The following is a 26,513-nucleotide window of genomic DNA, read 5'->3' as shown; positions in this document are numbered from 1 at the left end:
TCTCGGGACGTGGATCTGGAGGCGTTCGTCGCGTTGCTGGGCCCGCGGGGGCGGGAGGCCCTGGCGGAGGCCGTCGCGAGCCTTCAGGAGGGCGTGGGGGCGGTGACGGCGGCCCGCAGGCTGCGGCGGTCCTACGACGCGCCGCTCACCGCGGCGGCGCTCACGCAGGCGGAGCTCCGGGCGCGGGCCGTCGCCAAGTTCGGGGCGGACGCCGCTGTCATGTACTTCACACCGGACGGCCTGGAGCAGGCGACCCGCGCCGAGGTGGCGGCGCACCGCGCGCGCCGGTTCCGCCCCGGCACGCGGGTGGCCGACGCCTGCTGCGGCATCGGCGGCGACCTCATCGCGCTCGCCCGCGCCGGATGCGTGGTCGACGCCGTGGACCGCGACCCGCTCACCGTCGAGGTCGCGCGGGCCAACGCCGCCGCGCTGGGCCTGCGCGGCGTCTCCGTCCGCGTGGGCGAGGCCGCCGAGGTCGACCCCGGGGCGTACGACGCCCTGTTCGCCGACCCCGCGCGCCGGTCGTCCGGCAGGCGCACCTTCGACCCGATGGCGTACTCGCCGCCCTGGCCGGCCGTCCTCGGCCTGGCCGCCCGCTCCCCGGCCGCCTGCCTGAAGGTGGCGCCCGGGATCCCTTACGAGGCTCTCCCGGCGGGCGCCGAGGCCGAATGGGTCTCCCACAAGGGCGAGGTCAAGGAGGCCGCCGTGTGGACCGGCGCCCTGGCCACCGGGGACGCCGGCGCCGATCGGGAGGGGCCGTTCGCCCGCAGAGCGACGCTGCTGCCCTCGGGCGAGACGCTGACCGCCGACCCCGCCCTCGGCCCTCCGGCCGTCGGCCCGGTGGCCCGCTACCTGTACGAGCCGGACGGCGCGGCCATACGGGCGCACCTGGTGGCCGAGGTCGCCGCCCAGGTGGGCGGGCACCTGCTCGACCCGCACATCGCGTACATCACCGGCGACGAGCCCGCCGTCACCCCGTGGGCGCACCGGTACGAGGTGCTGGAGACGCTCGCGTTCTCGCTGAAACGCCTTCGGGCGGCACTGCGCGCCCGCGGCGTCGGCAGCGTGACGCTCAAGAAACGGGGTTCGGCGCTCGACCTGGAGCGCCTGCGAAAAGATTTGCGCCTTTCAGGGGACAAATCATGTGTGGTGCTCCTCACGCGTATCGGCGAGCGTCCTTACGCGTTCATCTGTGCTCCCGCCTGACCTGCGGCGATGGCAAACTCGGTCAATCTATCGTTAATCACGAAGTTTTAAAGTCGGCCCCGAAAGTCTGCCCCCGACCCACTACATTGGCGAGCGCGGGAATTCCCTGATCGAAGGTTTACCCGCCCTCTTCGTCACGCCAAGACGACCGGACCAACCCCACCGCCGTGCGGCCGACCGCCGGCGAGTGAAGGAGCTTTCGGTGGACCACTCCAACCACACCCTCCTCCAGGCAGGAAACCAGACCGCCATCTCCGATCGGATGCGCGAGCTGCTCGCCAGGGCCGCACAGGACCACGTCTACGAGCAGCGCACCCAGGGCGCCGTGCTCGACGAGATCCGGCAGCGGCTGGAGGGCATGGAGTGGCTGCTCCGCGAGGTCCGCGAGCGCGAGCTGGGCGGCCTCAGCGGCGCGCTCGAGAGCCTCGACGGGCGCCTGGGCGAGCTGGCGGCCCGGCCGCCCACGTGGGCGGAGGGGCTGGCCCAGCACGTCGAGCTGGTCCGCGACCGCGTGGACGCCCTGGGCAACCGTCTGGCGGCCGTCGGCGACCGCGTGGAGGCCGTCGGCGACCGCCTCAAGCCCGTCGCCGAGCTGCCCGGCCTGCTGACCGATCTGGGCACGGTCAGGGAGGGCGTCGCCGAGGCGCTGAAGCGCGTCCAGGCGCTGCTCGACGGCGGCCACGACATGGCCGCGCACATGGCGGAGTTCGACCGCAGGCTCTCCCAGTTCCAGTCGGGCATCGAGGCCGCCGCGGGGCGCTTCACCCGCCTCGACAAGGCCTTACACGACCTCGTCCAGCGCACAGAGCGTGTCGAGGGCGGCGTGCTCGACCTCAGCGAGGGCCTGGAGGAGACCCTGGCCTCCGCGGTCGAGCGGATCACCGGCTCGGTCGGCCAACTCGCCCGCAAGATCGACGACATGACGGCGCGGCTCGCCGACGCCGAGACCCGCCTCGGCGACCGCCTCGACGGCGTCGACGGCCGCCTCGCCTCCTTCGAGGGCCGGCTCGACTCCGCCGACTCTCGCGGAGCCGCCGTCGAGGCCCGGCTGTCCGGCCTCGGCGAGCGTTTCGACACCGTCGACAGCCACCTGGGGGCCGTGGAGGGCCGCCTGGAGACCGTGGACGTCCGGCTCCAGGCCGTGGACGGCCGCGTCGAGGCCACCGACTCGCGCCTGTCCGCCGTCGACACCACCCTCACCGGGGTGACCGGCGCGCTCGACGAGCTCGGCGAGCGCCTCACCGCGGGGCTGGAGGAGACCAACCGGCGGCTCGCCGGCGTCGACGGCGGCCTGGCCGGGCACGAGGGGCGGCTCGCCGCGTTCGACCCCGTCTTCGAGGGCATCAACGAGCGCCTCGACATCGTCGACGACCGCGTGGAGGCGGTCAACCAGCGCGTCGGCCAGCTCCCCGCCCTGCTGGAGGTCGGCGAGGTGCCCAAGCGCGTGGGCGAGCTGATCAACGCCCAGGGCGACGTCCAGGGCAGGCGGTTCGACGCGCTGGACGACCGTCTGGCGGAGGCCGCCGCCGCCGTTACCCCGCTGGCCGAGCTGGTGAGGGCCCGCCCCGACCGCGCCCAGCTCACCGAGACCGTCGGCGAGATCGTCCAGCCCACCCACGACGACCTCACCCGCAGGCTGGGCGCCCTGGAGGAGACCATGCTCGCCCTGGCCGAGGCGCTCCTGCGCCCCACCCGCCCCCCCAAAGACTGACCGAGGCTCCGTCCCCCCTCGGGGGAGGACGGCCCGGCCGCGTCACATGTGGATGGCGGTGATCGGCAGGGAGGAGTCGGCCGGGATGTCGAGCCCGGAGGGGCTCACGCCCGCGGCGGCCAGCTCCGAGCCCAGGGCGGCGACCATCGCGCCGTTGTCGGTGCACAGGCCCGGACGGGGCACGCGCAGGCGCACCCCGGCCGCCTCACAGCGCTCACGCGCCAGCGCCCGCAGGCGGGAGTTGGCCGCCACGCCGCCGCCGATCAGAAGATCGCGCACGCCGTGCCGGCGGCAGGCCTGGAGCGCCTTGCGGGTGAGCACGTCGACGACGGCCTCCTGGAAGGACGCCGCCACGTCGGCCAGCGGCACGGGCTCCCCGGCCCGCTCGCGGGCCTCCACCCAGCGCGCCACGGCGGTCTTCAAACCCGAGAACGAGAAGTCGAGCGTGCCGTCGTCGTACTTGCCGCGCGGGAAGGCGATCGCGCCGCCCGAGCCCTCGGTGGCGGCGCGGTCGATGTGCGGGCCGCCGGGGAAGGGCAGGCCCAGCACCCGGGCGACCTTGTCGAAGGCCTCCCCCGCCGCGTCGTCGACGGTCGACCCGAGCGGGATGACCTCCTTGGCGACGTCGGGCACCAGCAGCAGCGAGGAGTGCCCGCCCGACACCAGCATGGCGATGCAGGGCTTGGGCAGCGCGCCGTGTTCGAGCTGGTCGACGGCCACGTGCGCGGCCAGGTGGTTGACGCCGTAGAGCGGCACCCCGAGCCCCAGCGCGTACGCCTTGGCCGCCGCGACGCCCACGAGCAGCGCACCGGCGAGCCCGGGGCCCGCGGTGACGGCCACCGCGTCGATGTCGGCGAAGCGCACGCCGGCGCGCTGCAGGGCGCGCTCGACGGTCGGGGCCATGGCCTCCAGGTGGGCGCGCGATGCGACCTCGGGCACCACGCCGCCGAACCGGGCGTGCTCCTCGACGCTGGAGGCGATCGTGTCGGCGAGCAGCGTGTGGCCCCGGACGAGGCCGACGCCGGTCTCGTCGCAGGAGGTCTCGATGCCCAGGACCAGGGGCTGGTCAGCCATTCCCGTCACCTTCCTCGTCCAGCCTGCGCACCATCATGATCGCGTCGGTTCCGTCGTCGTAGTAGTCGGCGCGCACGCCGATCGGCCGGAAGCCGAAGCGCCTGTACATCGCCTGCGCGGGCGGGTTGTCGGCCCGGACCTCCAGGAACACCGCCGCGGTGCCCCGGCGGACGGCCTCGGCGAGCAGCTCTCCCAGCATCGCGCTGCCGATGCCCGCGCGCTGGTTGCCCGCGGACACCGCGATGGTCTGCACGTCGGCCTGGTCGCCGGCGGCGGCGAGCCCGGCGTACCCGACGATCTCGCCCTCGACGAGGGCGACGATGTAGTGGCGGGTTCGCGGCTGGTCGTCCAGCTCGCCGCGCATCATGCCCTCGCTCCAGGCGTCCAGGGGGAACGTGGAGCGTTCGATCCTCATGACGGCGGGGAGGTCGGCCCGGGTCATCCGCCGCAGTGTGGCGACGCTCACGCCGTCACCCTCTTGGGCGGGCCGGGCACCCGGGCGTCCGGCCTGCGCAGGTAGATGGGGCGCGGCGTGGTGAGGACGGAGTCGCCGGAGCCGCCGGCCGCGAGGCGCTCGGCGGCGAGCGCCGCCAGCGCCCCGGCCGCGGGGTAGGCGGGGGCGCCCTCGACCAGCCGGCCCGCGCCCAGCACCTCGGCGTACATCTCGGCGCCCGCGCCGACGACCGGCAGCTCGGCGGGGAGATCGCCGGGGAGGTCGACCGCGGGGCCGTCCACGCGGGTGCGCATGTCGGCGTAGCGGGCCCAGAACAGCTCCTTGCGCCGGGCGTCCGTGGCGACCAGGAAGGGCCCCGACAGGCCCGAGGCGTAGGCGACGACGTCGAGCGTGCACACGCCGTACGCCGGGGCGCCGCTCGCCGAGGACAGCGCCTGGGCGGTCACCAGCCCGACGCGCAGGCCGGTGTAGGGGCCGGGGCCGGTGCCCGCGACGATGGCGGTGACGTCGCCGAGGGCGGCGCCCGCCTCGCGCAGGATCGCCTGGACGGAGGGGATCAGCAGCTCACCGTGGCGGCGGGCGTCCACCGTCGTCGACTCGGCGAGCACGCGGCTGCCGTCGTGCAGCGCGGCGGTGACGGCCGGAGTCGCGGTATCGAAGGCCAAGACCAGCACGGACGTCAAGGGTAGTCGCTTCGGCGGGTGTTTTTTTCGTGTGCGGTTAGCCGGCGGGGGGCATCAGACCGGCGAGGCGTAGACGATGACGTTGTCGAGGTACTCGCCGTTCGCGCGATCGAACCCGCCGCCGCAGGTCACCAGGCGGAGCCCCTCGTCCACGTACACGCGCTGCGCCGGGAACTCCTCCTTGGCCACCTGCTCCACGGAGTCGACCTTGTACTGGGCGACCTTGCCGTCGCTGCGCAGCACCTTGACGACGGCGCCCCGCTTGACGTGGCGCAGGCGGTAGAAGACCGCGGGCGCCGTCTTGGTGTCGACGTGCCCGATGATCACCGAGGGGCCGGTCTCGCCGGGGACCACGCTCTCCTGGAACCACCCGGCCGTCGCCGGCTTCTCGTACGGCGGCAGCTCGACCTCGCCGTCACCGGTGAGGCCGAGCTTCATCAGCGGCGCCCGCAGGTCGAGCGAGGGGATGTCGAGCCGTTTGGGGACCGCCGAGACCTTACGCGGCTCCTGGGCGTCCTTCTCGGGCCCGGTGATCGCGAACATGACGGCGCCGGTGAGGAACCCGGCCACCACGATCTTCAGCCACTTCGTCTCTGCCATGGGGGTGGGGCGGGCCGCAGGTCAGCGCTTCCCCGACGAGCGGCGCGCCACGGCGACGCCGCCCCCGAGCGCGGCCAGGACCACCGCGACCGTGACGCCCACGGGGATGCCCGGGGAGTCGTCCTCGGCCGCTCCGGCCGCCGTGCCGCCGCCGCCCGCCCGGGGCGCCCGGGTGGGCACGACGCGGGTCTCGGTGGCGGTGGCCCTCGGCCGGGCGGTGACGGTGAGCGTCGTGGTGCCGGTGTCGTTGGTGCCCTCGCACTTCACGTCGACCTCGTAGCGGCCGGGCGTGGTGTCCTCGTCGACGAGCGCGAAGCCGCGCACCTCGGGCGAGGGGGCCTCGGTGGTCACCGGGTCGGACGTGGCCGCCGGGCTCGCCGGGGGCGGCTGGGTCAGGGTGACCACGCCGGTGAACGCGTCGGACCGCGCGGTGGCGCGGTACTCGGTGCCGCCCTGGGGAACCGGGCAGAAGGCCCGCACCCGGATCGACCTGGTGGCCCCGCCCTGCACGCGGTCGGGGACGAGCTGCACCCTGATGTCCTGCCTGCTCACGCTCGGCGAGGGCGCCGGGCTCGGCTCACCTGACTGTGCCGAGGCCGTGCAGGCCACACAACCCGTCAGTAGGAATGCTCCAGCAACCGCGACCTGCCCGATCCTGTGCACCGTCGCACTCCACTCCGCCGCTCGATCCGACCCCGCCCGATCCGGCCACGCTCTGGGACTACCCCACTGCATACCCAGAAAAAATGGGCCAATCCATCGGAACGATCTTCATACCGATGATCCTGAGGGGGAAGGGCGCGCGTCAAGGCCAGGGTGAGTACCGGTCTAGATCAGCCCACGGCCGTCAGCCGAACGCCTCGGGAAGATCCTCCCACCGCGAGCCCACTCCGCGCAGCCGTACGAGGCGCTCGTCTCCGGCCTCGCCTCGCTCGATGGAGACCTCCAGCCGGTCGTCGGCGAGGCCCTCGACCAGGCCCTCGCCCCACTCGACGACGGTCACCGAGTCGTCGAGGGAGGCGTCCAGATCGAGGTCGTCCACCTCCAGCGAGCCGCCGAGGCGGTAGGCGTCGGCGTGCACGAGCGGGGGCCCGCCGGCGAGGGAGGGGTGGACCCGCGCGATCACGAAGGTCGGCGAGGTGATCGGCCCGCGCACCCTCAGGCCCTCGCCGATGCCCTGCACGAGCGTCGTCTTGCCGGCGCCCAGCGGCCCGGACATCACCACCAGGTCTCCCGGGGCGAGCAGCCGGGCGATCTCCCCGCCCAGCGAACGCATCTCCTCGGCCGTGCCCGCGCGCCTCATCGGGCCTCCTCCGCCAGGTCGGTGGGGTCGGGGGCCTTCACGCCGCCCAGCGCGCCGCCCGTGCCGGCGTCGGTGTCGGCGACCGCCCGCAGCAGCTCGTGGATCGCCTGGTTGACGGTGTCGGGCTTCTCCAGCGGCACCAGGTGGGAGGCGCCGGGCACGCGGGTCAGCCGCGCGGACGGCAGCACCGCGCTGATGGCGTCGCTGTGCTCGGGCGGGGTGAGCCAGTCCTTCTCGCCGACGACGATGGAGGTGGGCACCTTGGTGAGCACGTCGAGTGCGGCCAGCTTGTCGTGCGACATCAGCGCCGGGTAGAAGTCGGCGATCACCTCGGTGGAGGTGGAGCGGATCATCGACTCGGCGAAGTCGACGACCGTGGGGCTGATGGAGGAGGGGTCGCCGAAGCCGAGGTAGCGCAGGGCCAGGAACGACACGTCGTTGCCGGCCTGCCTGCCGCGGTCGACCAGCGCGCCGCGCCGGCCGATGAGCGACACCGCGGGCGGGGCGGCCCTGTGCACGACCTTGGAGAACAGCGCGGGCAGGCCCAGCGTCAGCTCGGCCAGCCTCCCGGCCGACGTCGAGATCAGCGCGACACCGCGGATCTTCTCGCCGAACAGCTCGGGCTGCTTGTCGGCCAGGGCCATGACGGTCATGCCGCCCATGGAGTGCCCGATCAGCACGCACGGGCCGGGCACCAGCGCCTTGAGCACCTCGGCGAGGTCGTCGCCGAGGCGGTCGATGCTGCAGTCGCCGGCGGGCGTGCCGCTGGAGCGGCCGTGGCGGCGCTGGTCCCAGAACACCATGCGGTGCCGGCCGCGCAGCTCGCGCCGCTGGTAGTGCCAGGAGTCGAGGTTGAGGGTGTACCCGTGGCAGAAGACCAGCGTCAGCGGGGCGTCGTCGGGGCCGTCGACCTCGGCGTGCAGCTCGACGCCGTCGGAGGTCTTGACGGTGAACGGGCGGCCCCGCAGCTCGCCGAAGGGCTCGCTGGCCTCGGTGTCGGCCCGCAGGCGGATGCGTCCCACGGCGTACCGCTTGGCCAGGGCCGCGGCCGCCAGCCCCGCCGAAGCGGTTCCGACGATCGCCCCCGCGATCCCGACCCTGCGCCGTGTGGGCATTACGACCTCCTTGAGGGGTGAACGGCTCTCTAGCGGTAAACGCGCGGCACGCGAGAACCGATCCTGGTCACGATCTCATGGGTGATCGTGCCGAGGGAATCCGCCCACTCCTGGGCGGTCGGCTCGCCCGCCGCACCTGGGCCGAACAGCAGGATCTCGTCGCCCTCGCGCACGGGGTCGTCGCCGACGTCGACCACGAACTGGTCCATGCAGACCCGGCCGGACACCGTGCGCCGCCTGCCGCCGACCAGGACCTGCGCGCGGTTGGTCGCCCCGCGCAGGATGCCGTCGGCATAGCCGAGCGGCACCAGGGCGAGGGTGGTCTCGCGCTCGGTGGTGTACAGGTGGCCGTAGGACACCCCGGTGCCGGGGGTCACGCGCTTGACCATGGCGGCCCGCGCGCTGAGCGTCATGGCCGGCCGCAGCCCGAAGTCGCCGAGCTCGGGGATGGGGCTCAGCCCGTACATGGCGATGCCCGGCCGCACCATGTCGTAGCGCGCCTCGGGGAGGGTCACCGTGGCGGCGGAGTTGGCGATGTGCCGCAGGACGTGCGAACCGGCGGCGCCGGCCTTCTGGGCGACGGCCAGGGCCTCGTCGAAGATCGCGAGCTGGCGGCCGATCGAGGGGTGGCCGGGGATGTCGGCACAGGCGAAGTGGGACCACAGCCCGGCGATCTCGATGGCGCCCTCGGCCTGGGCTGCCAGGGCGCGGTCGAGCAGCGCGGGCCATTCGGCGGGCGTGGCGCCGCCCCGGGCGATGCCGGTGTCGACCTTCAGATGGACGCGCGCGACACGGCCGGCCCGGCGGGCCGACGCGGCGATGTCGTCGACCAGCCAGGCCGCACCGGCCGACAGGTCGACGGCTGCGGCCACGGCGTCGTCGATCGGCTCCCCGGGCGTGATGATCCACGACAGGACCGGCGCGGTGACGCCGGCGGCCCGCAGGTCGAGCGCCTCCTGGATGTAGGCGGTGCCGAGGCGGGACGCGCCCGCGGCGAGCGCGGCACGAGCGCAGGGCACCAGGCCGTGGCCGTAGGCGTCGGCCTTGACCACGGCCATGACCTCGGCGCCGGCGGCGTGGCCGCGCAGCACGGCCAGGTTGTGCTCGATCGCCGAGAGGTCCACTCGGGCCTGGGCGGGTGTGACGAGGGAACCGTGAATGGGAAGACTCACCCTCTCAGTCTGGCAGTCGTGACCCGGCGCCCGGACCGGTCCAGGTGCCGGCGGTGATCGCGCGGATGGCGGCGGGGAGTTCGAGGGCGACGTCGAGCGCCGCGATGGGCGCCTCGCCGCTTCCGGTGCCGGCCGCGGTGCGGGCCGAGAAGCCGTGGAGGAACGCCGCGCACGACCCGGCGTCGCGACACGACCTGCCCGCCGCCAGGAGTGCTCCGGCGATGCCGGCGAGCACGTCGCCGGTGCCGCCCGTCGCCAGCCAGGGGGTGCCCGTGAGGTTGACGCGCACGGGCCCGCCCTCCTCGGCGACCAGGGTAGTCGAGCCCTTGAGCAGCACCGTCACGCCGAGTTCGGCGGCCGCTCGGCGCGCGTAGTACAGCCGCCGGGCCTCGATGCGGGCCGGCGGCACGTTCAGGAGGCGGCCCAGCTCGCCGGCGTGCGGGGTGATGAGCGTGGGCGCGTCCCGCCGCAGCAGGGAGGGGTCGCGGGCTGCCAGCGTCAGGCCGTCGGCGTCCAGCAGCACCGGGACGTCACCCGCGAGCACGGAGCCGGCGATGGCGTGGGCGTCGTCGCCGGTGCCCATGCCGGGCCCGACCACCCACGCCTGCACCCTGCCCACGTTGCCCACCCCCTCCTCGGGGGAGATGACCGTGGTCACGGCCTCGGGCCACCGGGCGCGCACCTGCCGCACCGGCTCCTCTGCGCTCGCGAAGCGCACCAGCCCGGCGCCCGCGCGCACGGCGCCGCCGACGGCGAGCACGGCGGCCCCGGTGAAGCGGTCGCTGCCCGCCACCACGCCCACCACGCCCCGGCGGTACTTGTCGGACTCCGGGCCGGGGCGCGGCAGCAGGTCGGCCACGTCGGGGGCCGTGAGCGCGACCACGGCGGGGTCGGGCAGGTGGGGGCCGAGGCCGATGTCGACCGGGTGCAGCGTGCCCACGCGGGAGGCCCCGGGATCGATCAGCAGGCCCGCCTTGACCGCTCCGAACGTGACGGTGAGGTGCGCGCGCACGGTGTCGCCCTCGACCTCGCCGGTGCTCGCGTCCACGCCGCTCGGCACGTCCACGGCCACGACGACGCCCGGCGCGTCCGCGGTGAGCCTGGCCAGCGCGGCGTACGGCTCGCGCAGCGCGCCCGCGCCGCCGATGCCGACCAGGCCGTCCATGACCAGATCGGCCCGGCGGATCAGCTCGGCGGCCTCGGAGCCGGCGTCCGGCCCCGCGGCCCCGGCGGGCCCCGCGGCCCGGTCGTCGTCGCCCGCCGCCGCACCGTGGGCGTCCGCGCGCAGGTCGAGGATCCTGCCGCCCGCGCGTCGCAGGTCGTCCAGGCCGCCCCGGTGGGTGCGCGAGCCTGCGAGCACGGCCTCGACCCGGGCGCCCCTGCGGGCCAGCAGGGCGCCCGCGTACAGCGTGTCGCCGCCGTTGTCGCCGCTTCCCACCAGGAGCACGACACGGGCGCCGTAGACACGCGGCAGCGCACGCGCGCACGCGACGGCCAGCCCGGAGGCGGCCCTGCGCATGAGCTCTCCGTCGGGGAGGCGCTCCATCAGGGCCCGCTCGGCGGCCCTGATCTCGTCGGAGGTGTAGGCGGTCAGCACCTCACCGAATCTAGCCCTCGGCGATCAACGGGGCGAGGGCCACTCGCCGTGGCCGCCCGGCGGGCACGCGAACGGCGGCGGCGCGCGAGGGCTCGCGGGCTCCCGGTGGTGCCCGGTGCCCGGCGGTGCGCCCGGCGGGCCCGGCCGGACGCTCAGCCCTCGGCGACGACGTACGCGATGGCGACGCCGCCGTCGTGGGTGAGCGACACGTGCCAGCGCCGCACGCCCAGCTCGGCCGCGACCTCGGCCACCCGGCCGGTCACCCGGAGCACCGGGCGCCCGTGGGCGCCGGGGGTGATCTCGGCGTCCCGGTGGAGCAGGCCGGGCGGCGCGCCCAGCGCCTTGGCCACCGCCTCCTTGGCGGCGAACCGCGCCGCCAGCGAGGGGATCGGCAGCTCCCGCTCCGCGTCGGTGAACACCCGGTCGCGCAGCCCCGGGGTGCGCGCGAGCGCGGACTCCAGCCGCCCGATGTCGACCACGTCGACCCCGATGCCCACGATCACCGCGCCCCACCCGCTCCCGCCGACGACGTCCGGGGTCACCCTGCCACACCGGTCCCCCGGCGGCCGCGCGCAGCGCGCCGGCGGCGCGGACGACCCTGCGGCGCCGAGGCGCGTACGCGTCAGTAGAGTCTGCGTCCATGGAGGCACCGCATCCGTACGTCGAGCTGGGCCGTGAGCAGTGGCGCGACCTACGGCAGAACACGCCTCTGACGCTCACCGCCGAGGAGCTGGAAGAGCTGCGCGGCGTCGACGAGCCCATCGACCTCGCCGAGGTCACCGACATCTACCTGCCGCTGACCCGGCTGCTCAACCTGCACTTCACCGGGGCCCGGCAGCGCAGCGCGGCGGTGAACACCTTCCTCGGCGCCGGCCAGGCGCCCTCGCCCTACATCCTGGGCATCGCGGGCAGCGTCGCGGTCGGCAAGTCGACCACGGCCCGGCTGCTGCACACGCTGCTGGCCCGCTGGCCCGAGCACCCGAGGGTCGACCTGATCACGACCGACTCCTTCCTGTACCCCAACAAGGTGCTGGAGGAGCGCGGGATCACCCACCGCAAGGGCTTCCCGGAGAGCTACGACCGCCGGGCCCTGGTGCGCTTCGTGGCCGGGGTGAAGGCCGGCGTGCCGGAGATGAACGCCCCCGTCTACAGCCACCTGGCGTACGACATCGTGCCCGGCGCCGTCCAGTGCGTGCGGCGGCCCGACATCCTGGTCGTCGAGGGCCTGAACGTGCTGCAGCCCGCCCCGCCCACGGCCCTGGCCGTCAACGACTACTTCGACTTCTCGATCTACGTGGACGCCAAGACGGAGGACATACGGTCCTGGTACGTCGACCGCTTCCACAAGCTGCGCCGTACGGCCTTCGCCGACCCCAAGTCGTACTTCTCCTACATCGCCGAGATGTCGGAGGAGGACGCCACCCGCTTCGCCAAGGAGGTCTGGCGGGACGTCAACGAGCGCAACCTGGTCGAGAACATCGCCCCCACCCGCGGGCGCGCCGGGCTGGTGCTCTACAAGGGTTCCGACCACGCCGTCCGCCGCGTCCGCCTTCGCCGCACCTAGCCCGGCCGCGCCGGCATGCTGTACGCGCCCCGGTTCCTCCGTAGGGTGTGACCCGTGCTGCACGCGAGGGTGATCTCCCCGGCCGCCCGCACCCCCGAGGTGCTGAGCCTGCTCGACGACGCGGCGGGCGTCACCAATATCGTCGTCATGCCCGGAGCCGCGCACCGCCCCGAGGGCGACGCGGTGCTCTTCGACGTCGCCCGGGAGGCGGCCAACGAGATCATCGAGCGGCTCAAGGACCTCGGCCTGGACGAGCACGGCTCGATCGCCGTCGAGCGCATCGACCTCTCCCTGTCGGACGTGGCCGAGAAGGCCGAGGCCGAGGCGCCCGGCCACGCCGAGGACGCCGTGGTGTGGGAGGAGCTGGCCCGGCAGGTCGCCAACGACTCACGGATCACCTGGGCCTTCCTGGCCTTCCTCGCGATCGCCACGCAGATCGTGGCCATCGGCGTGCTGCTCCCCTCGATCATCCTGATCATGGGCGGCATGGTGCTCGGGCCGGAGTTCGGCCCGGTGGCCGCCGTCTGCTTCGGGCTGCTGCGCCGCGAGTGGAACCTGGTCGCCTCGGCCGTGCGCACCCTCGTCATCGGGTTCCTGGTGGCCATCGCGGTCACCTGCGCCTGCGCCCTGGTGTCCCGGGGGCTGGGCTGGATCACCCCCGACCAGCTCAACGGGCACGGCGAGGTCGAGTTCATCGTCAAGCCCGACCGCTGGTCGTTCATCGTGGCGCTGCTCGCCGGCGCCGCCGGGGTGCTGTCGGTGACGGCCGGCAAGTCGTCGGCGCTGGTCGGGGTGTTCATCTCGGTGACCACCGTGCCGGCCGCGGGGTACGCCGCGGTCGCGACCGCGCTCGGCCGCTGGGAGGACCTGGCCGGCTCGGTCTCCCAGCTCTCGGTCAACGTCGCCGGCATGGTGATCGCCGGCACGGCCACCCTGGTGCTCCAGCGCTTCTTCTGGTCGCGGTATGGCCTGCACATCGCCTCCCCCACCGCGCGGACGAGGCGGAATTCGTCCGTTTGACGGAGGAGAGCAGGCCATGGGCTTGGATAGTGTCCGTGCCATGACCATCCTCGCCACCGAGGGGCTGACCAAGCGCTTCCCCCGGGTCACGGCGCTCGACCGCCTCACCGTCACCGCGGGCCAGGGCGTCACCGGCCTCGTCGGCGCCAACGGTGCGGGCAAGTCCACGCTGATCAAGCTGCTGCTGGGCCTGCTGGAGCCCACCGAGGGGACCGCCACGGTCCTCGGGCTGAGCCCCGCCACCCAGGCCATGGACATCCGGCGGGCCGTCGGCTACATGCCTGAGCACGACTGCCTCCCGCCCGACGTGTCGGCCACCGAGTTCACCGTCCACATGGCCCAGATGTCCGGCCTGCCGCGCACCGCCGCCCGCGAGCGCGCGGCCGACACTCTGCGCCACGTCGGCCTGTACGAGGAGCGCTACCGTCCCATCGGCGGCTACTCGACCGGCATGCGGCAGCGGGTGAAGCTGGCCCAGGCCCTCGTGCACGACCCCAGCCTCGTCTTCCTCGACGAGCCCACCAACGGCCTCGACCCCCAGGGCCGCGACGACATGCTGGCCCTGATCCGGCGCATCGGCACCGAGTTCGGCATCAGCGTGGTCGTCACCTCCCACCTGCTGGGCGAGCTCGAACGCGTCTGCGACCACGTCATCGTCATCGACGGCGGACGGCTGCTGCGCTCCTCCTCCATCGGGGAGTTCACGCAGGCCACGCAGTCGGTCACCGTGGAGGTCGAGGAGGGCCAGGAGCCGCTCGCCGAGCGGCTGCGGGCCGCCGGGCGGCAGGTCGCCGTGCACGGCCGCCTGCTCACCGTCGACGTCGGCTCGCCCGAGACCTACGACGCCGTCCGCGACGCCGTCGTCGACCTGAACCTGTGCCTCGTCCGCCTTGAGCAGGGCCGCCACCGCATCGAGGACGTGTTCCGCGAGGAGGTGTCCAGTGTCTGACCCCACCGTCCAGCAGCCCGGTCCCGGGGCCCTGCGCGAGGCCGGAGGGCTCGCGGCGCCGACCGGGGTCATCCACGACATCGGCTACCGGCACTACGACGGCCAGCGCCTCGGCCGGGGCCACGCCCTGTCGGCGCTCACCCTGAACAGCCTGCGCGGCGTCTTCGGCCTCGGCCGCACCGCCCGGGCGAAGATCATGCCGTTCCTGCTGGCCGGCGTGATGATGCTGCCCGCCGTGGTCTCCATCGCGGTGATGGCCATGATCGGGCAGCGGGCAGTGCCCTACGGGGCGTACGCCGTCACCATGCAGGCCGTGCTCGCCGTCTTCCTGGCCGCGCAGTCGCCCTACCTGGTCGCCCCCGACCTTCGGTTCCGGGTGCTGCCGCTCTACCTGTCGCGCCCGGTGACCTCGGTCGACTACGTCATCGCCAAGCTCTCGTCGATGGCCATGGCGCTGTTCCTGCTGATCGCGGTGCCGCTGACCGTCCTGTACGTGGGCGAGCTGCTCGTCGACCTGCCCGGCCCGCCGATGACCGCCGAGTACCTCGCCGCCATGGCGACCGCGGTGATCTACGCGGTGCTGCTCGCCTCGGTCGGGGTGGCGCTGGCCTCCTTCACGCCGCGGCGCGGGCTCGGCGTCGCGTCCGTCATCGCGTTCTACCTGCTGACCTCGGCCGTGTCGGCGGTGCTGGTGGGCGTGCTGCTGTCGAGCAGCCGCGACGGCGCGGCGGCCTGGGCGTGGCTGCTGAGCCCGTTCTTCCTGGTGGACTCACTCCAGGTGTGGCTGTTCGGCACCAGCCCCAACAACGAAGGCGGCTACCCGCCCGACCTGGGCGGCCCGGTGTCCGCCGTCATCGTGCTGGCGATCATCGGGGTGTGCGTCACCGCTCTCGTCCTCCGCTACCGCAAGGCGGCCTCATCGTGATAATCGAACTGGCCCAGGTTTCCCGCTGGTACGGCAACGTCGTCGCGGTCAACGACGTCACGATGACGGTCGGCCCCGGCGTCACCGGCCTGCTGGGGCCGAACGGGGCGGGCAAGTCGACGCTTCTGCACATGATGGCCGGGTTCCTCGCGCCCTCCACCGGCACCGCCACCCTCGACGGCACGCCGATCTGGCGCAACCACGAGATCTACCGCTCGATCGGCCTGGTGCCCGAGCGGGAGGGCGTCTACGGGTTCCTCACCGGCTGGCAGTTCGTGCTGTCCAGCGCCCGCCTGCACCGGCTGCCGTCCCCCGAGGACGCCGCCGCCAAGGCCCTGGCCATGGTCGAGATGGAGGCCGCCAAGGACCGGCGCATCGAGACCTACTCCAAGGGCATGCGCCAGCGGGTCAAGGTGGCCGCCGCGCTCGTCCACGAGCCTCGGGTGCTGCTGCTGGACGAGCCGTTCAACGGCATGGACCCCCGCCAGCGCCTGCACCTGATGGATCTCGTCAGGGAGCTCGGGGCCGCGGGCAGGACCATCCTGTTCAGCTCCCACATCCTGGAGGAGGTCGAGCGGGTCGCCCAGCAGATCGAGGTGCTGGTCGCCGGCAGGCACGCCGCCTCCGGCGACTTCCGCGAGATCCGCAGGCGCATGACCGACCGGCCGCACCTGTACCACGTCCGCTCCAGCGACGACCGCCGCCTGGCCGCCGCGCTGATCGCCGACGCGTCCTCCGGAGCCGTGTCGCTGGGGAAGGCCGGCCTGGAGGTCCAGGCGGTGGACTTCCGCAGGTTCACCTGGCTGCTCCCCCGCGTCGCCCGCGACGCCGGGGTGACCGTCTGGGAGCTCTCCCCGGCCGACGAGGACCTGGAAAGCGTCTTCTCCTACCTCATCTCCGGGAGCGCCCGATGAACTCCGTCGTCGCCGGCATCACCTACCGGGCCGTGCTCGGGCGCCGCCGGGTGCTGCTGCTGATCCTGCTGCCCGCCGTGCTGATCGGCCTGGCGATCCTGCTGCGCGCCGTCGGCAGCACCGACGAGCGGGCCGCCGTCACGCTGATGCAGGTCTACGCGATCGGCACCATGCTGCCGCTGCTCGGGCTGATCGCGGGCACCGGCACGATCGCGCCGGAGATCGACGACGGCACGATCATCCACCTGCTGTCCAAGCCGATCTCCCGGCCGGTCATCGCGACCACCAAGTTCGCGGTCGCCGCCTCGCTGCTCGCCGTCTTCGCCGCCGTCCCGACGTTCGTGGCGGGGTACATCCTGCTGCGCGGCGAGGCCGGCATCGCGGCCGGGTTCGCGCTCGGCTCGCTGGTCGGGGGCGTCGCGTACGCGGCGGTGTTCCTGCTCCTCGGGGTGATCACGCGGCACGCGGTGACCGTCGGCATCATCTACGCGGTGGTGTGGGAGAACCTGGTCGGCGGCTACGTGCCCGGGGCGCGCAACTTCTCCATCCAGCAGTGGGCGCAGACGTTCGCGGCCGAGATCAGCACCTCCGACTTCTTCAAGGCCACCGTGAGCATGGGCTTCGCCGTGCCCGCCGTGGTGATCGTGACCGTCGGCGCGGTCGTGTGGGCCGGGCAGCGCCTGCGCTCGCTGTCCCTGACCGGCGACGAGTGACACCGGGGTGCCCGGCCGCACCCCGCGAGGGGCGCGGCCGGGCATCTCGCTTGTGCCCGGGCTTGGTCAGGGGGCCGTGTAGCCGCCGGTGTAGACGCCGGCTCCGCTGTAGGCGTGGACGCGCCAGCGGTAGGTGCCCGCGGTGCCGTTGTAGGTGATGGTCTCGTCGGGGCCGGTCCCGATGGAGGACGCGACGCTCTGCCAGCTTCCCAGGAGGCTGTTGTACTTCTGCAGGTACAGGTCGAAGTCGACCCCGGTGGGCCCGTCGAGGCAGCCGCGGTGCGCGCCCGACACCGTCGTCGTGTACCCGGCGGTGCCCGGGTGGTAGACGTTCTGGCCGCTGGTGAGGGTTCCGGAGAACGCCTGCTGGTAGCCGGTGCAGTTGCTGGGCGGCGTGCCCACGGTGATCGACCTGCTGGTGGAGCCGGTCTCGCCCCCGTCGTCGGTCGTGGTGAGCGTGACGGTGTAGGTGCCGCCGACCGCGTACGTGTGCGAGGCGGTGGCCCCGGTGGCGGTGCCGCCGTCGCCGAAGGTCCAGGCGTAGGACACGATCGTCCCGTCGGCGTCAGTGGACGAGGAGCCGTCGAACGCGCAGGTCAGCGTGGCGCCGACGCAGGAGTCGGCGAACCGGGCGATGGGCGGCTGGTTGCCGCCGCCCCCGCCGGGCGGGTACTGCGACGCGTCGTGCACGTCGAGCAGCGGCTCCTTGACGCCGTCGCTCGCGTTGTCGGTCCAGCCGGCGTTGCCGGTGGTGATCAGCGTGGAGCGCACGGCGAGCGCGCCGGCCCTGTCGGTGGGCTTGGCGGTGCCGCTGGTGAGGATCGCCGCCGCGCCGGCGACGTGCGGGCTGGCCATCGACGTTCCGCTGATCGAGTTGTAGCCGCCGTTCAGCCACGTGGAGTAGATGCACGTGCCCGGCGCCGCGATCTCGATGGTGGTGCCGTAGTTGGAGAACCAGGCGAGCGTGTCGTCGACGTCGGTGGCGCCGTCCGTGCGGCAGGGGACGGTGACCGTGCCGGCCAGGCCGCCGGGCAGGCCGTCGAAGTCCGACACCGCCGAGACCGTGACGACGTCGGGGTGGTTGGCCGGGAAGAATCCGGAGGCGTTGGCGGCGTTGTTGCCCGCGGCCACGACGACGAGCACCCCGGCGTTGGTGGCGTTCGCGATCGCGGTGCTGATCGCGGTGCTGGTGCAGCCCTGGCAGCCGAGGCTCATGTTGACGACCTCGATCGTGCTCGCCCGGGCGGTGACCCAGTCGATGCCGGCCGCGATGGCCGACAGCGAGCCGGAGCCGGCGGCGTTGAGGACCTTCACCGCGTGGATGCGGGTGCCGGGCGCCACGCCGACCGAGCCGATGCCGTTGTCGATCGCGCCGATGGTGCCGGCCACGTGCGTGCCGTGCCCGTTGTCGTCCTCGCCGCCGCTCAGGCACACGCCGGTGACGCAGTTGGTGCTCGCCACGACGTTGAGGTCGGGGTGGTCGAGGTCGACGCCGCTGTCGATGACCGCCGCGTCCGCGTTCACCCGCACGTCGTCGGTGCCGTCGATGTCGAGGTTGGCGTTCTGGTCGGCGAAGACGCGCTTGGTGCCGGTGGGCAGCGTCTGGTCGAAGGCGGTCACCACGGCGTCAGGCTCGACGGCCGCCACGCCGGCCAGTCGGCCGAGCCGCTTCGCCTGCTCGGCCGTGAGCAGGGCGGTGTAGCCCTGGAAGGCGTGCTGGTAGGTGCCGACCAGCACGCCGCCCTGCTCCTCGACCTGGCGGGTGGCCAGGCCCCGGATCTGGCTCTTGGCGACGGGCTTGAGGGTGACGATGTACCGCTGCTGCTCCGCCGAGGCTGAGGCGAGAGCCGTGGAGGCCTGGGCCGCGACCTCGCCGGATAAGGCGAGGGTGATGGCGCAGGCCAGGGCTGCGAACAGGGGTGGCAGTCGCATGGAGGGGGTGCCCTTTCTCCGGTCCACATGAGCCGACCTCATGCTGAGCGGACCATCGCACGCGACGGGGCTGAGAGAAATATGCGATTTGAGCGATCTATGCCGCAATATGTCAGGCGAGAAATCTCGCCGAAACACAAGAGGCGGACCGGCTGCGCGCACGGCCGCGATCACAGCGTGACCGTCGGGCCAGACCGCGACCACGAACCGCCGCGACGGGCGCGCGCAGGTCACGGGACCCGCGTCCGCACGCCCCTCCAGGGCCGCGACGCCGGCCGCGGACGCTCGGTGATCATGGTTGACGGAATGGCGGCGCCGCGCCGTCGTCCCGGCCGTAATGGGGCGGATCACGCGAGAAACACCCGATCGGGGGTAGGTCCGCGGTCATGACGTCCTTCCTCACCAGCGTCGTGGAACCGCTCGCCCGCCTCGCGGCCGGCGCCCGCGGCGGGCGCGCCCTGCACCGCGACGGGGAGACCTTCCACGCGACCCTGCGGGTGCCCGAGCGCCCGGGCCTGCGTCTCGGGGTGCCCGTGCTCGACGAGCCCGGCGAGCGGGACGTGCTGGTGCGCATGTCCAAGTCGCTCTCGCTGTCCAGGTCCCTGCCCGACGTGCTCGGCCTCGCCGTCCGCGTGCCCGGCGGCACCCCGGGGGGAGGCGACCTCGACCTGCTGCTGTCCACGGCCGGCTGGCCGCGGGTGTACCCGTGGCCGAGCACCGGGTTCACCTCGGGCGTGTACTCCACGCTGCTCGCCTACGAGAGCCGGCTGGGCCCCGTGCGGCTGCTGGCGGTGGCCGACCGGAGGCGGCGGCTGTCACCCGACCCGGCCGAGCTGGCCGCGGAGGTCCGCAAGGCGCCCCTGGAGTTCGTCCTCGGCGTCGACGGCGCCCGCCGCGCGCCGTTCGCCTCGCTGCTCGTCCACACGCCCGTCCCGCACGCCCAGGGCGAGAGCAGGGGCTTCGACCCGGTGGTCAACAGCCATCCGGGCCTGTGGCCCGCGGGCCTCGTCCAGCGTGCCCGCCTCGTCGCCTACGCCGGTTCCCGGCGCGGGCGCGCCGGCGACCCTCCAGCCCTCTAGCCCGCCGGGGCCGTCAGCCGTCCGTCGTCAGCGGCGGAACATCAGGCGGACGCAGATGCCGATGGCGACGCAGCCGACCGCGAAGACCAGCAGCACGGTGGAGACGGCGAACGCCACCCCCCACAGCTCGCCGATCGTGCGTCCAGGCTCGGGCGGGGTCACGGGACTGTGCCACCCCCGCCACATCGCCAGCAGGGGCTGCGGCACGGCGAACGGCACCAGGGCGGCCACGGCGCTCTTGACCGAGACCGTCACCCCGAGCACCAGGCCGCCGATCAGCAGGGCGGCGCACGACCAGGGGTAGAGCCCGGAACGGAAGTACAGGCCGTCGGTGCCGGTGGCGGAGAGCATCCAGGTGAAGACCGCTCCGACCGCGAACGAGGCGAGGGCGAGCAGATGGTGCCGGTGCCTGTGGACCACGACCAGCAACCCTAGAACACCTCGGCGCATCTCCTGCTACGTCCCCCGGCGGCCCGGATGCGACGGATCTCCGTAATGCGCTTGAGTCTCCATCTACTGGAGGGTGGAGGCTCATACCCGTAAGGCGAACCGGCCCGCACCCGCGGACGGTCGCCGAGGACTCCGGGTCGCCCACGGCGCCCGGCCTTACGGAGGAGATGGGAATCATGCGGGAGACGAACGGATCGTCCGCGCGCGAACGGCAGCGGATCGTCGACGAGTTCGTCGACCGGGCGTTCGCCGGCATCGACCCGGACGCGCCCGGCGCGCACATCGCGAACGGGATGCGTCAGTTGCCGCCGGACGCCCCCGACGTGCTCGGACCCGAGCGACAGGCGGCGTGGGAGGAGCTGGCCGCGCTCATGGGCGACGAGTCCTTCCAGCGCGGCGTGCGCCAGATGGCCGTGACCGGCGCCCGGGGCGGCGAGCCGCCGGCGGAGTTCGACGCGGAGCGGGTCGGCGAGCACGCCGGCGCGGCCGTGGCCGCCGGGGTGGCGCCGGACTCGGCGCGGGGCCAGGAGATCCTGGGTCGCATCCTGGCGCCCGGCACCACCGCCGAACGGCGGGCCCGGCTTGCCGAGCGGGTCGCGACCTTCACCGACCGGCGGGTGGAGCGCTACTGGCTGCTCATGGGCGTGCTCAACGACCGCCCGCCGTTCCCCGAGAGCGCCCCGGCGTACGAGTGGTTCGCCGCGGCGCTGCGCGCCTGAGCCGGCCACGCACCGCGGACGGGCACGTGGGAGCACCGTCCGCGGGGCGGCCGGGGCCCCGGAGGCGGCCTCAGCGGGCCGTGAGGCGGCAGCGGACGGGCCCCTTGGCCAGCAGGGTGATGCCCCTGGACACCGGCACCTCGGTGTCCACGGCCTCCAGCCGGTACGCCTGAAGGACGACGGCGAGGCCCAGCACCGACTCCAGCATGGAGAACTGCTGCCCGACACAGGCGCGCGGCCCGCCGCCGAACGGGAAGTACGCGTACCTCGGCCGGCCGGCCTCCGCCTCGGGGGTGAACCGGTCGGGGTCGAAGACCTCGGGGTCCTTCCAGTACGAGGGGTGGCGGTGCGTCACCCAGGCGCTCACCAGCACGTTGGACCCGGCGGGCACACGGTGCCCGTCGATCAACACCTCGGCCGTGGACCTGCGGCCGACGCTGGGCGCGGCCGGGTACAGGCGCATCGCCTCCTTCAGCACGCGGGTCAGGTAGGGCAGCGCGTCCAGGTCGTCCGCCCCGGGCGGACGGCCGCCCAGCACCGTATCGACCTCGGCGAACGCGCGTTCCTGCACCTCAGGGTGGCGCGCCAGCAGGTGCAGGGCGAAGCCGACGGAGGTCGCCGTGGTCTCGTGACCGGCCAGCAGGAAGATCAACACCTGGTCGCGGACCTCGGCGGCGTCAAGATGGTCGCCGTCCTCGCCGGCGGCCCTGAGCAGGCCGAGCAGGTCGTCCCGCTCCCCGGCGGCGCCCCGCGCGTCCCGCTCGGCGATGATCCTGTCGCACACCTCGTACAGCGCCCGCCTCGCCTCCTCGGCGCGGCGGTTGGCCGGGGTGGGCCAGCCGCGGGGCGTCTTGACCGGCGAGAAGCTCCGGCCGAGGACGTGGCCGGCGAGCACGGGGAAGGCCCGGCGCACGACCTCGATCGCCTCGTCGACGTCGGAGCCGAACAGGATGCGCGCCACCGTCCGCAGCGTGAACCGGGTGCTCTCCTCGACGACGTCGACCACCCCGCCCGGCGCGTCCCGCCAGCGCGCGGCGGCGGTCGCGGCCTCCTCGGTGATCGTCGCGGCGTAGGTGTTCACCCGGCGCCGCGTGAACAGCGGCTGCAGCAGCCGGCGCTGGCGCAGGTAGACGTCGTCCTGGCTGGTCAGCAGACCGTCACCGAACCCCTCGCGGACCTCCTGGTAGAACGGGGTGTCCTTGCGGAAGACCGCGGCGTCGGTGGCGAGGACACGCTGCACGCCCTCGGCCGAGAACACGGCGTAGTACTCCGCCCGCATGCCCGGAGGGCCCGCGGTGAGGCGCACCACGTCGCCGTACTCGCGCTGAGCCCGCAGGTAGGTGTTCAGGTTGTCGCGCTTGAGGTCGAGCAACGACCCCAGAAGCGGCGATCCGGCCGGCCCCGGCACCCGCGTGGTGGTCATCACGTCTCCTCACCTCGGTTCCCCGGCGACGCGAGACCGCCGGGCCCGCCGCGGAGGCGGCGACCCGGACGATCCTACCGATTGCGGAAACAAGGCTATGTACAGCCAGTAACGACCTGTTTAACGGATGAATCCGGCGCGAAGTCCCGTGGCAAGGCGAGAGGCGGGGCCCCGAACGGGGCCCCGCCTCCGCGGTGCACGTGTGACGGGCCCGGCCCCGCCGGCGCTCAGGCGCAGGCGGTGCGGACGACCTCGGCCAGCCTGCCGGCGAGCTGCTCGGCCTCGGCCTGCGACTCGGCCTCCACCATCACCCGGATCATCGGCTCGGTGCCGCTCGGCCGGATGAGCACCCGGCCGGTGTCGCCGAGCGACTTCTCGGCCTCGGCCACGGCCGACGCCAGCTCCTCGGACGCGGCCGCCTTCGCCTTGGACACGTCGCGGACGTTGACCAGCACCTGGGGCAGCCGGGTCATGGCCGACGCCAGCTCCTCCAGCGAGTGCCCCGAGCGCGCGATCTGCGCGAGCAGATGCAGCGAGGTGAGCACGCCGTCCCCGGTGGTGGCGTGGTCGAGCATCACCACGTGCCCGGACTGCTCGCCGCCGAGGTTGAAGCCGCCCTGCCGCATGGCCTCCAGGACGTAGCGGTCGCCGACGGCCGTCTCCACCATGGTCAGCCCGGCCTTCCTCAGCGCGATCTTGAAGCCGAGGTTGGACATCACGGTGGCGACGACGGTGTCCTTGGCCAGCCTGCCCGACTCGTGCATGGCCAGGGCCAGCATGAGCATGATCTGGTCGCCGTCGATCACCTCTCCCGAGGGGGTCACGGCCAGGCAGCGGTCGGCGTCGCCGTCGAAGGCGATGCCGGCGTGCGCCCCGCGCTCCACGACCGCCTCGCGAAGCGCGTCGAGGTGGGTGGAGCCGACGCCCTCGTTGATGTTGAGGCCGTCGGGCGAGGCGCCGATCGTCTCGACGACGGCCCCGGCCCGCAGCAGCGCCTCGGGCGCGACCACGTGGGCGGCGCCGTTGGCGCAGTCGAGCACGACCCGCAGGCCGTCAAGGCGCCCCGGCAGGGACGACAGCAGGTGGGACACGTAGCGGTCGGCCTCGCCGTACGCCTCGCGAACCCGGCCCACGGCGTCGCCGACCGGACGGTTCCACTTCTCGCCGAGCCGTCGCTCGATGTCGTCCTCGACCGAGTCGGGCAGTTTGAAGCCGCCCCGGGCGAAGAACTTGACCCCGTTGTCGGGGGCGGGGTTGTGGGACGCCGACAGCATGACCCCGAGGTCGGCCCCGAGTGCCGAGGTGAGGAAGGCGACGGCCGGGGTCGGGAGCACGCCGAGGCGCAGCACGTCGACACCGGACGACGCGAGCCCCGCGACCACCGCGGCCTCCAGGAACTCTCCGGAGGCACGCGGGTCGCGGCCCACCACGGCGACCGGGCGGCCGCGCCGCCCGACGTTCGGCTCGAACGCGCCGGCATCGCCGAGGACGTGAGCCGCCGAGACCGAGAGGTCCATGGCGAGCTCGGCCGTGAGGTCGCGACCCGCGACCCCACGAACCCCGTCGGTGCCGAAGAGCCGGCCCGTCAACGCTTGCTGTACTGCGGAGCCTTACGGGCCTTCTTGAGGCCGTACTTCTTGCGCTCCTTGACCCGGGCGTCACGGGTCAGGAAGCCGGCCTTCTTCAGCGGCGGCCGGTTGACGTCGACGTCCAGGGCGGTCAGCGCGCGGGCGAGGCCCATGCGCAGGGCGCCGGCCTGGCCGGTCACGCCGCCGCCGTCGATGCGGGCGAAGACGTCGAACTGGTCCTCGGCGCCGAGCGTCACGAAGGGCTCGTTGACGATCTGCTGGTGGACCTTGTTCGGGAAGTAGTTGTCCAGCGAGCGACCGTTGATGGTCCACTTGCCGGTGCCCGGCACGATGCGCACCCGGGCGATCGCCTCCTTGCGACGGCCGGTGCCGTACGAGTTGCCCGTGGTGATGGGCTTACGCGTGGGGGCGTCGCTGGCGGGAGCGGACTCGGTGGTGTACTCGGACGGGAACTCCTCGGAGTTCTCCGCAATGTCCAAACCGCCCTCGATGGGCGTCTCGACACCGGTGGGCTCGGCCACGGTTCTCCTCTTACTTTTCGATCTCGGCGTCAGCCGGCGGCCAACGGTGTGCGACTACTGGGCGATCTGGGTGATCTCGAAGGCGACCGGCTGCTGCGCCTTGTGCGGGTGCTCGCCGCCGGAGTACACCTTGAGCTTCTTGGCCATCTTGCGGCCGAGGGAGTTCTTGGGGAGCATGCCCTTCACGGCCTTCTCCACGGCCCGGTCGGGCCGCTTCTCCATCAGCTCGCTGTAGGGGACGGCACGCAGACCGCCGGGGTAGCCGGAGTGGCGGTACGCCTTCTTCTTCTCCAGCTTGTTGCCGGTGAGGGCCACCTTGTCGGCGTTGATCACGATGACGAAGTCACCGGTGTCGACGTGCGGCGCGAAGATCGGCTTGTGCTTACCGCGGAGCAGCGTCGCGACCTGGGTGGCCAGCCGACCCAGCACGACGTCGGTGGCGTCGATGACGTACCACTGACGCTCGACGTCGGTGGCCTTAGGGGTGAACGTGCGCACGGTGTGAGCCTTCTGTGGGATCGGCATCTCTCGGTGGGTCGTGGGTGGCGCACGACAGCACAGACCGATCCGTCTCCGCGAACAGGGAGATGACGCCGGACGCGCCGCGTATCGGTCGATTGAACAGACCGATCCACACACAACGAATCAGCAGACTACCGGTCGTGACGGTCACGGGTCAAAACGAACCGCCGCCAGCGCGGGCATCACACCGGGTCCACGCCCAGTGTATCCCGGCCTTCACACGGCACGGATCATCGAGGGCTGACGGCGGCTCATCCAGGGCGGACGGCGGCGCGGCGCGCCCTCGCCGAGCCGTCCGGGGACCCGCGCTCTCTCCGCCGGACCTCTTGGAGCTCCAGACCCGCCGCCGGTTCGGGTGCCGGCCGAACCCGGCCGCCACCAAAACCAGTCTCCCGCGTCTCTTCTTTAACATGAGCCGATCTCTCTATATTTGACAGCGGCATGAGTCAGTCGCCTCACCCCCGGCAGACCCAGCGGTCATCCCAACGCCGGAGCCGCCTGGGGCCACTGGCGTGCCTGACGGCGATCCTGCTCGCCGGCGTCGCCGTCGTGGTGCTCAACACGCAGCGCGCCCCCTCGACCGACGTCTACCTGTACACCGGCAAGCCCACCCCCTCGGCCGACCAGGTGTTCGCCGCCCCCGAGGCCGTCGCCGAGACCGCCGTCGAGAAGGACTCCGGCCGCTCGCCGCTCGCGCCCGTGGCGCGGCCGAGCACCAAGGTCGTCGGCGAGGCCCCGCCGCGTCCCACCGCCACCGCCGCCCGGAGGTCGCAACCGCCGCCTTCCATCGACGGCGGCGGCTCGGAGCTGGCGGCGGGCACGAGCGTCGACACCGCCGCCGGCGCCGGCCGCGAGCACCAGGCCGCCCAGGACGGCCCGCCGGTGCGCGGGCTGGAGACGGCGGCGATCCGCCTCACCAACAAGGAGCGCACGCGCCGGGGCTGCCCCGCGCTGCGCGTCGACTCCCGCCTCACCAGGTCCGCGCGCGCCCACAGCCGCGACATGGCCGCCAAGAACTACTTCGGCCACACCTCCCCCCAGGGCACCACCCCGTGGCAGCGCATGAGCCGGGCCGGGTACTCCAACAGCGCCGCCGAGAACATCGCCCGCGGCTACCAGTCGGCCGAGGAGACCCTGCGCGGCTGGATGGCCAGTCCCGGACATCGGCGCAACATCCTGAACTGCCAGATCACGACCGTTGGGGTAGGGGTCGCCCATGGTTCGGGCGACATCTGGTGGACGCAGGACTTCGGCTATTCCTGACCTGTTATGTCACGG

At 73.4% G+C, this 26,513-nt stretch carries 27 protein-coding genes; 11 read left to right on the top strand and 16 right to left on the bottom strand.

The features are described from left to right. Window positions 1-9: 9 nt before the first annotated feature. A complete protein-coding gene (locus tag PYR91_RS00400; protein WP_279776815.1) occupies window positions 10-1,206 on the top strand; it encodes a class I SAM-dependent methyltransferase in 1,197 nt (398 codons plus the stop codon). 202 nt (window positions 1,207-1,408) lie between these two features. Then, a complete protein-coding gene (locus tag PYR91_RS00395) occupies window positions 1,409-2,917 on the top strand; it encodes a hypothetical protein (RefSeq protein WP_279776814.1) in 1,509 nt (502 codons plus the stop codon). A gap of 42 nt (window positions 2,918-2,959) precedes the next feature. Here the strand turns inward: PYR91_RS00395 and tsaD are convergent, their stop codons facing one another. The 10 genes from tsaD to PYR91_RS00345 all read right to left on the bottom strand — a co-directional run bounded on the left by tsaD (window position 2,960) and on the right by PYR91_RS00345 (window position 11,457). After that, on the bottom strand, window positions 2,960-3,991 hold the full coding sequence (gene tsaD, locus PYR91_RS00390; protein ID WP_279776812.1) for a tRNA (adenosine(37)-N6)-threonylcarbamoyltransferase complex transferase subunit TsaD: 1,032 nt from the start codon (window positions 3,989-3,991) through the stop codon (window positions 2,960-2,962). Beyond that, complete coding sequence (gene rimI / locus PYR91_RS00385; protein ID WP_279777083.1) at window positions 3,984-4,433, bottom strand: ribosomal protein S18-alanine N-acetyltransferase; 450 nt, start codon at window positions 4,431-4,433, stop codon at window positions 3,984-3,986. The genes tsaD and rimI overlap by 8 nt, the downstream gene beginning before the upstream one ends. A gap of 20 nt (window positions 4,434-4,453) precedes the next feature. Further along, a complete protein-coding gene (tsaB, locus tag PYR91_RS00380; protein WP_279776811.1) occupies window positions 4,454-5,119 on the bottom strand; it encodes a tRNA (adenosine(37)-N6)-threonylcarbamoyltransferase complex dimerization subunit type 1 TsaB in 666 nt (221 codons plus the stop codon). Between the two features lie 63 nt (window positions 5,120-5,182). Beyond that, window positions 5,183-5,728 carry a class F sortase gene (locus PYR91_RS00375; protein ID WP_279776810.1) on the bottom strand — a complete coding sequence of 182 codons (546 nt, stop codon included), beginning with the start codon at window positions 5,726-5,728 and terminating at the stop codon, window positions 5,183-5,185. 21 nt (window positions 5,729-5,749) lie between these two features. Continuing rightward, window positions 5,750-6,280: a hypothetical protein gene (locus PYR91_RS00370; protein ID WP_279776809.1), complete on the bottom strand. Its 531-nt coding sequence runs from the start codon at window positions 6,278-6,280 to the stop codon at window positions 5,750-5,752. A gap of 295 nt (window positions 6,281-6,575) precedes the next feature. Next, window positions 6,576-7,031 carry a tRNA (adenosine(37)-N6)-threonylcarbamoyltransferase complex ATPase subunit type 1 TsaE gene (gene tsaE / locus PYR91_RS00365; RefSeq protein ID WP_279776808.1) on the bottom strand — a complete coding sequence of 152 codons (456 nt, stop codon included), beginning with the start codon at window positions 7,029-7,031 and terminating at the stop codon, window positions 6,576-6,578. Next, the gene (locus tag PYR91_RS00360; RefSeq protein WP_279776807.1) at window positions 7,028-8,146 is read right to left on the bottom strand and encodes an alpha/beta hydrolase; all 1,119 of its coding nucleotides are present in this window, start codon (window positions 8,144-8,146) and stop codon (window positions 7,028-7,030) included. The genes tsaE and PYR91_RS00360 overlap by 4 nt, the downstream gene beginning before the upstream one ends. 29 nt (window positions 8,147-8,175) lie before the next feature. Beyond that, the gene (gene alr / locus PYR91_RS00355; RefSeq protein ID WP_279776806.1) at window positions 8,176-9,318 is read right to left on the bottom strand and encodes an alanine racemase; all 1,143 of its coding nucleotides are present in this window, start codon (window positions 9,316-9,318) and stop codon (window positions 8,176-8,178) included. Window positions 9,319-9,322: 4 nt separating this feature from the next. Further along, entirely contained in the window at window positions 9,323-10,915 is a 1,593-nt protein-coding gene (locus PYR91_RS00350) for an NAD(P)H-hydrate dehydratase (protein ID WP_279776805.1), read from the bottom strand. Between the two features lie 152 nt (window positions 10,916-11,067). Further along, window positions 11,068-11,457: a holo-ACP synthase gene (locus PYR91_RS00345; RefSeq protein WP_279776804.1), complete on the bottom strand. Its 390-nt coding sequence runs from the start codon at window positions 11,455-11,457 to the stop codon at window positions 11,068-11,070. Window positions 11,458-11,555: 98 nt separating this feature from the next. On the opposite strand from PYR91_RS00345, the gene coaA reads away from it, so the two are divergent. The 6 genes from coaA to PYR91_RS00315 are packed head-to-tail and all read left to right on the top strand — an operon-like array spanning window position 11,556 to window position 17,000. Further along, window positions 11,556-12,479, top strand: coding sequence for a type I pantothenate kinase (coaA, locus tag PYR91_RS00340; protein WP_279776803.1), 924 nt, complete (start codon window positions 11,556-11,558; stop codon window positions 12,477-12,479). Between the two features lie 54 nt (window positions 12,480-12,533). After that, a complete protein-coding gene (locus PYR91_RS00335; protein ID WP_279776802.1) occupies window positions 12,534-13,499 on the top strand; it encodes a DUF389 domain-containing protein in 966 nt (321 codons plus the stop codon). A gap of 40 nt (window positions 13,500-13,539) precedes the next feature. Further along, a complete protein-coding gene (locus PYR91_RS00330; protein ID WP_279776801.1) occupies window positions 13,540-14,448 on the top strand; it encodes an ABC transporter ATP-binding protein in 909 nt (302 codons plus the stop codon). After that, a complete protein-coding gene (locus PYR91_RS00325) occupies window positions 14,441-15,373 on the top strand; it encodes an ABC transporter permease (RefSeq protein ID WP_279776800.1) in 933 nt (310 codons plus the stop codon). Before PYR91_RS00330 ends, PYR91_RS00325 begins: the two co-directional genes overlap by 8 nt. Then, entirely contained in the window at window positions 15,370-16,287 is a 918-nt protein-coding gene (locus PYR91_RS00320) for an ABC transporter ATP-binding protein (protein WP_279776799.1), read from the top strand. Before PYR91_RS00325 ends, PYR91_RS00320 begins: the two co-directional genes overlap by 4 nt. Beyond that, window positions 16,284-17,000 (top strand): ABC transporter permease, encoded by a 717-nt coding sequence (locus PYR91_RS00315; protein WP_279776798.1) that lies wholly within the window; start codon window positions 16,284-16,286, stop codon window positions 16,998-17,000. Before PYR91_RS00320 ends, PYR91_RS00315 begins: the two co-directional genes overlap by 4 nt. Window positions 17,001-17,066: 66 nt before the next feature. Here PYR91_RS00315 and PYR91_RS00310 read toward each other — a convergent pair whose 3' ends face one another. Continuing rightward, window positions 17,067-18,932, bottom strand: a complete 1,866-nt coding sequence (locus PYR91_RS00310) for a S8 family serine peptidase (RefSeq protein WP_279776796.1) — start codon at window positions 18,930-18,932, stop codon at window positions 17,067-17,069. 386 nt (window positions 18,933-19,318) lie between these two features. Here PYR91_RS00310 and PYR91_RS00305 point away from each other — a divergent pair, with 386 nt between their 5' ends. Continuing rightward, window positions 19,319-20,011, top strand: coding sequence for a hypothetical protein (locus PYR91_RS00305; protein ID WP_279776795.1), 693 nt, complete (start codon window positions 19,319-19,321; stop codon window positions 20,009-20,011). A gap of 27 nt (window positions 20,012-20,038) precedes the next feature. Here the strand turns inward: PYR91_RS00305 and PYR91_RS00300 are convergent, their stop codons facing one another. Continuing rightward, entirely contained in the window at window positions 20,039-20,431 is a 393-nt protein-coding gene (locus PYR91_RS00300) for a hypothetical protein (RefSeq protein WP_279776794.1), read from the bottom strand. 206 nt (window positions 20,432-20,637) lie between these two features. On the opposite strand from PYR91_RS00300, the gene PYR91_RS00295 reads away from it, so the two are divergent. Continuing rightward, window positions 20,638-21,180: a hypothetical protein gene (locus PYR91_RS00295; protein WP_279776793.1), complete on the top strand. Its 543-nt coding sequence runs from the start codon at window positions 20,638-20,640 to the stop codon at window positions 21,178-21,180. Window positions 21,181-21,250: 70 nt separating this feature from the next. On the opposite strand, the gene PYR91_RS00290 is transcribed toward PYR91_RS00295, so the two are convergent. The 4 genes from PYR91_RS00290 to rplM all read right to left on the bottom strand — a co-directional run bounded on the left by PYR91_RS00290 (window position 21,251) and on the right by rplM (window position 25,211). After that, window positions 21,251-22,603: a cytochrome P450 gene (locus tag PYR91_RS00290; protein ID WP_279776792.1), complete on the bottom strand. Its 1,353-nt coding sequence runs from the start codon at window positions 22,601-22,603 to the stop codon at window positions 21,251-21,253. A 227-nt stretch (window positions 22,604-22,830) separates the two neighbouring features. Beyond that, window positions 22,831-24,192 carry a phosphoglucosamine mutase gene (gene glmM / locus PYR91_RS00285; RefSeq protein ID WP_279776791.1) on the bottom strand — a complete coding sequence of 454 codons (1,362 nt, stop codon included), beginning with the start codon at window positions 24,190-24,192 and terminating at the stop codon, window positions 22,831-22,833. After that, the gene (gene rpsI / locus PYR91_RS00280; RefSeq protein WP_279776790.1) at window positions 24,189-24,713 is read right to left on the bottom strand and encodes a 30S ribosomal protein S9; all 525 of its coding nucleotides are present in this window, start codon (window positions 24,711-24,713) and stop codon (window positions 24,189-24,191) included. Before rpsI ends, glmM begins: the two co-directional genes overlap by 4 nt. Before the next feature lie 54 nt (window positions 24,714-24,767). Beyond that, entirely contained in the window at window positions 24,768-25,211 is a 444-nt protein-coding gene (rplM, locus tag PYR91_RS00275; protein ID WP_279776789.1) for a 50S ribosomal protein L13, read from the bottom strand. Between the two features lie 465 nt (window positions 25,212-25,676). Between rplM and PYR91_RS00270 the strand changes: the two genes are divergently transcribed. Next, a complete protein-coding gene (locus tag PYR91_RS00270; RefSeq protein ID WP_279776788.1) occupies window positions 25,677-26,498 on the top strand; it encodes a CAP domain-containing protein in 822 nt (273 codons plus the stop codon). Window positions 26,499-26,513 lie beyond the last annotated feature (15 nt).

Source organism: Sphaerisporangium sp. TRM90804, assembly GCF_029846175.1.
Lineage (GTDB): Bacteria > Actinomycetota > Actinomycetes > Streptosporangiales > Streptosporangiaceae > Sphaerisporangium.
Note: the sequence above shows the minus strand (reverse complement) of the source record. Positions and strands in the feature narration are given on the sequence as shown.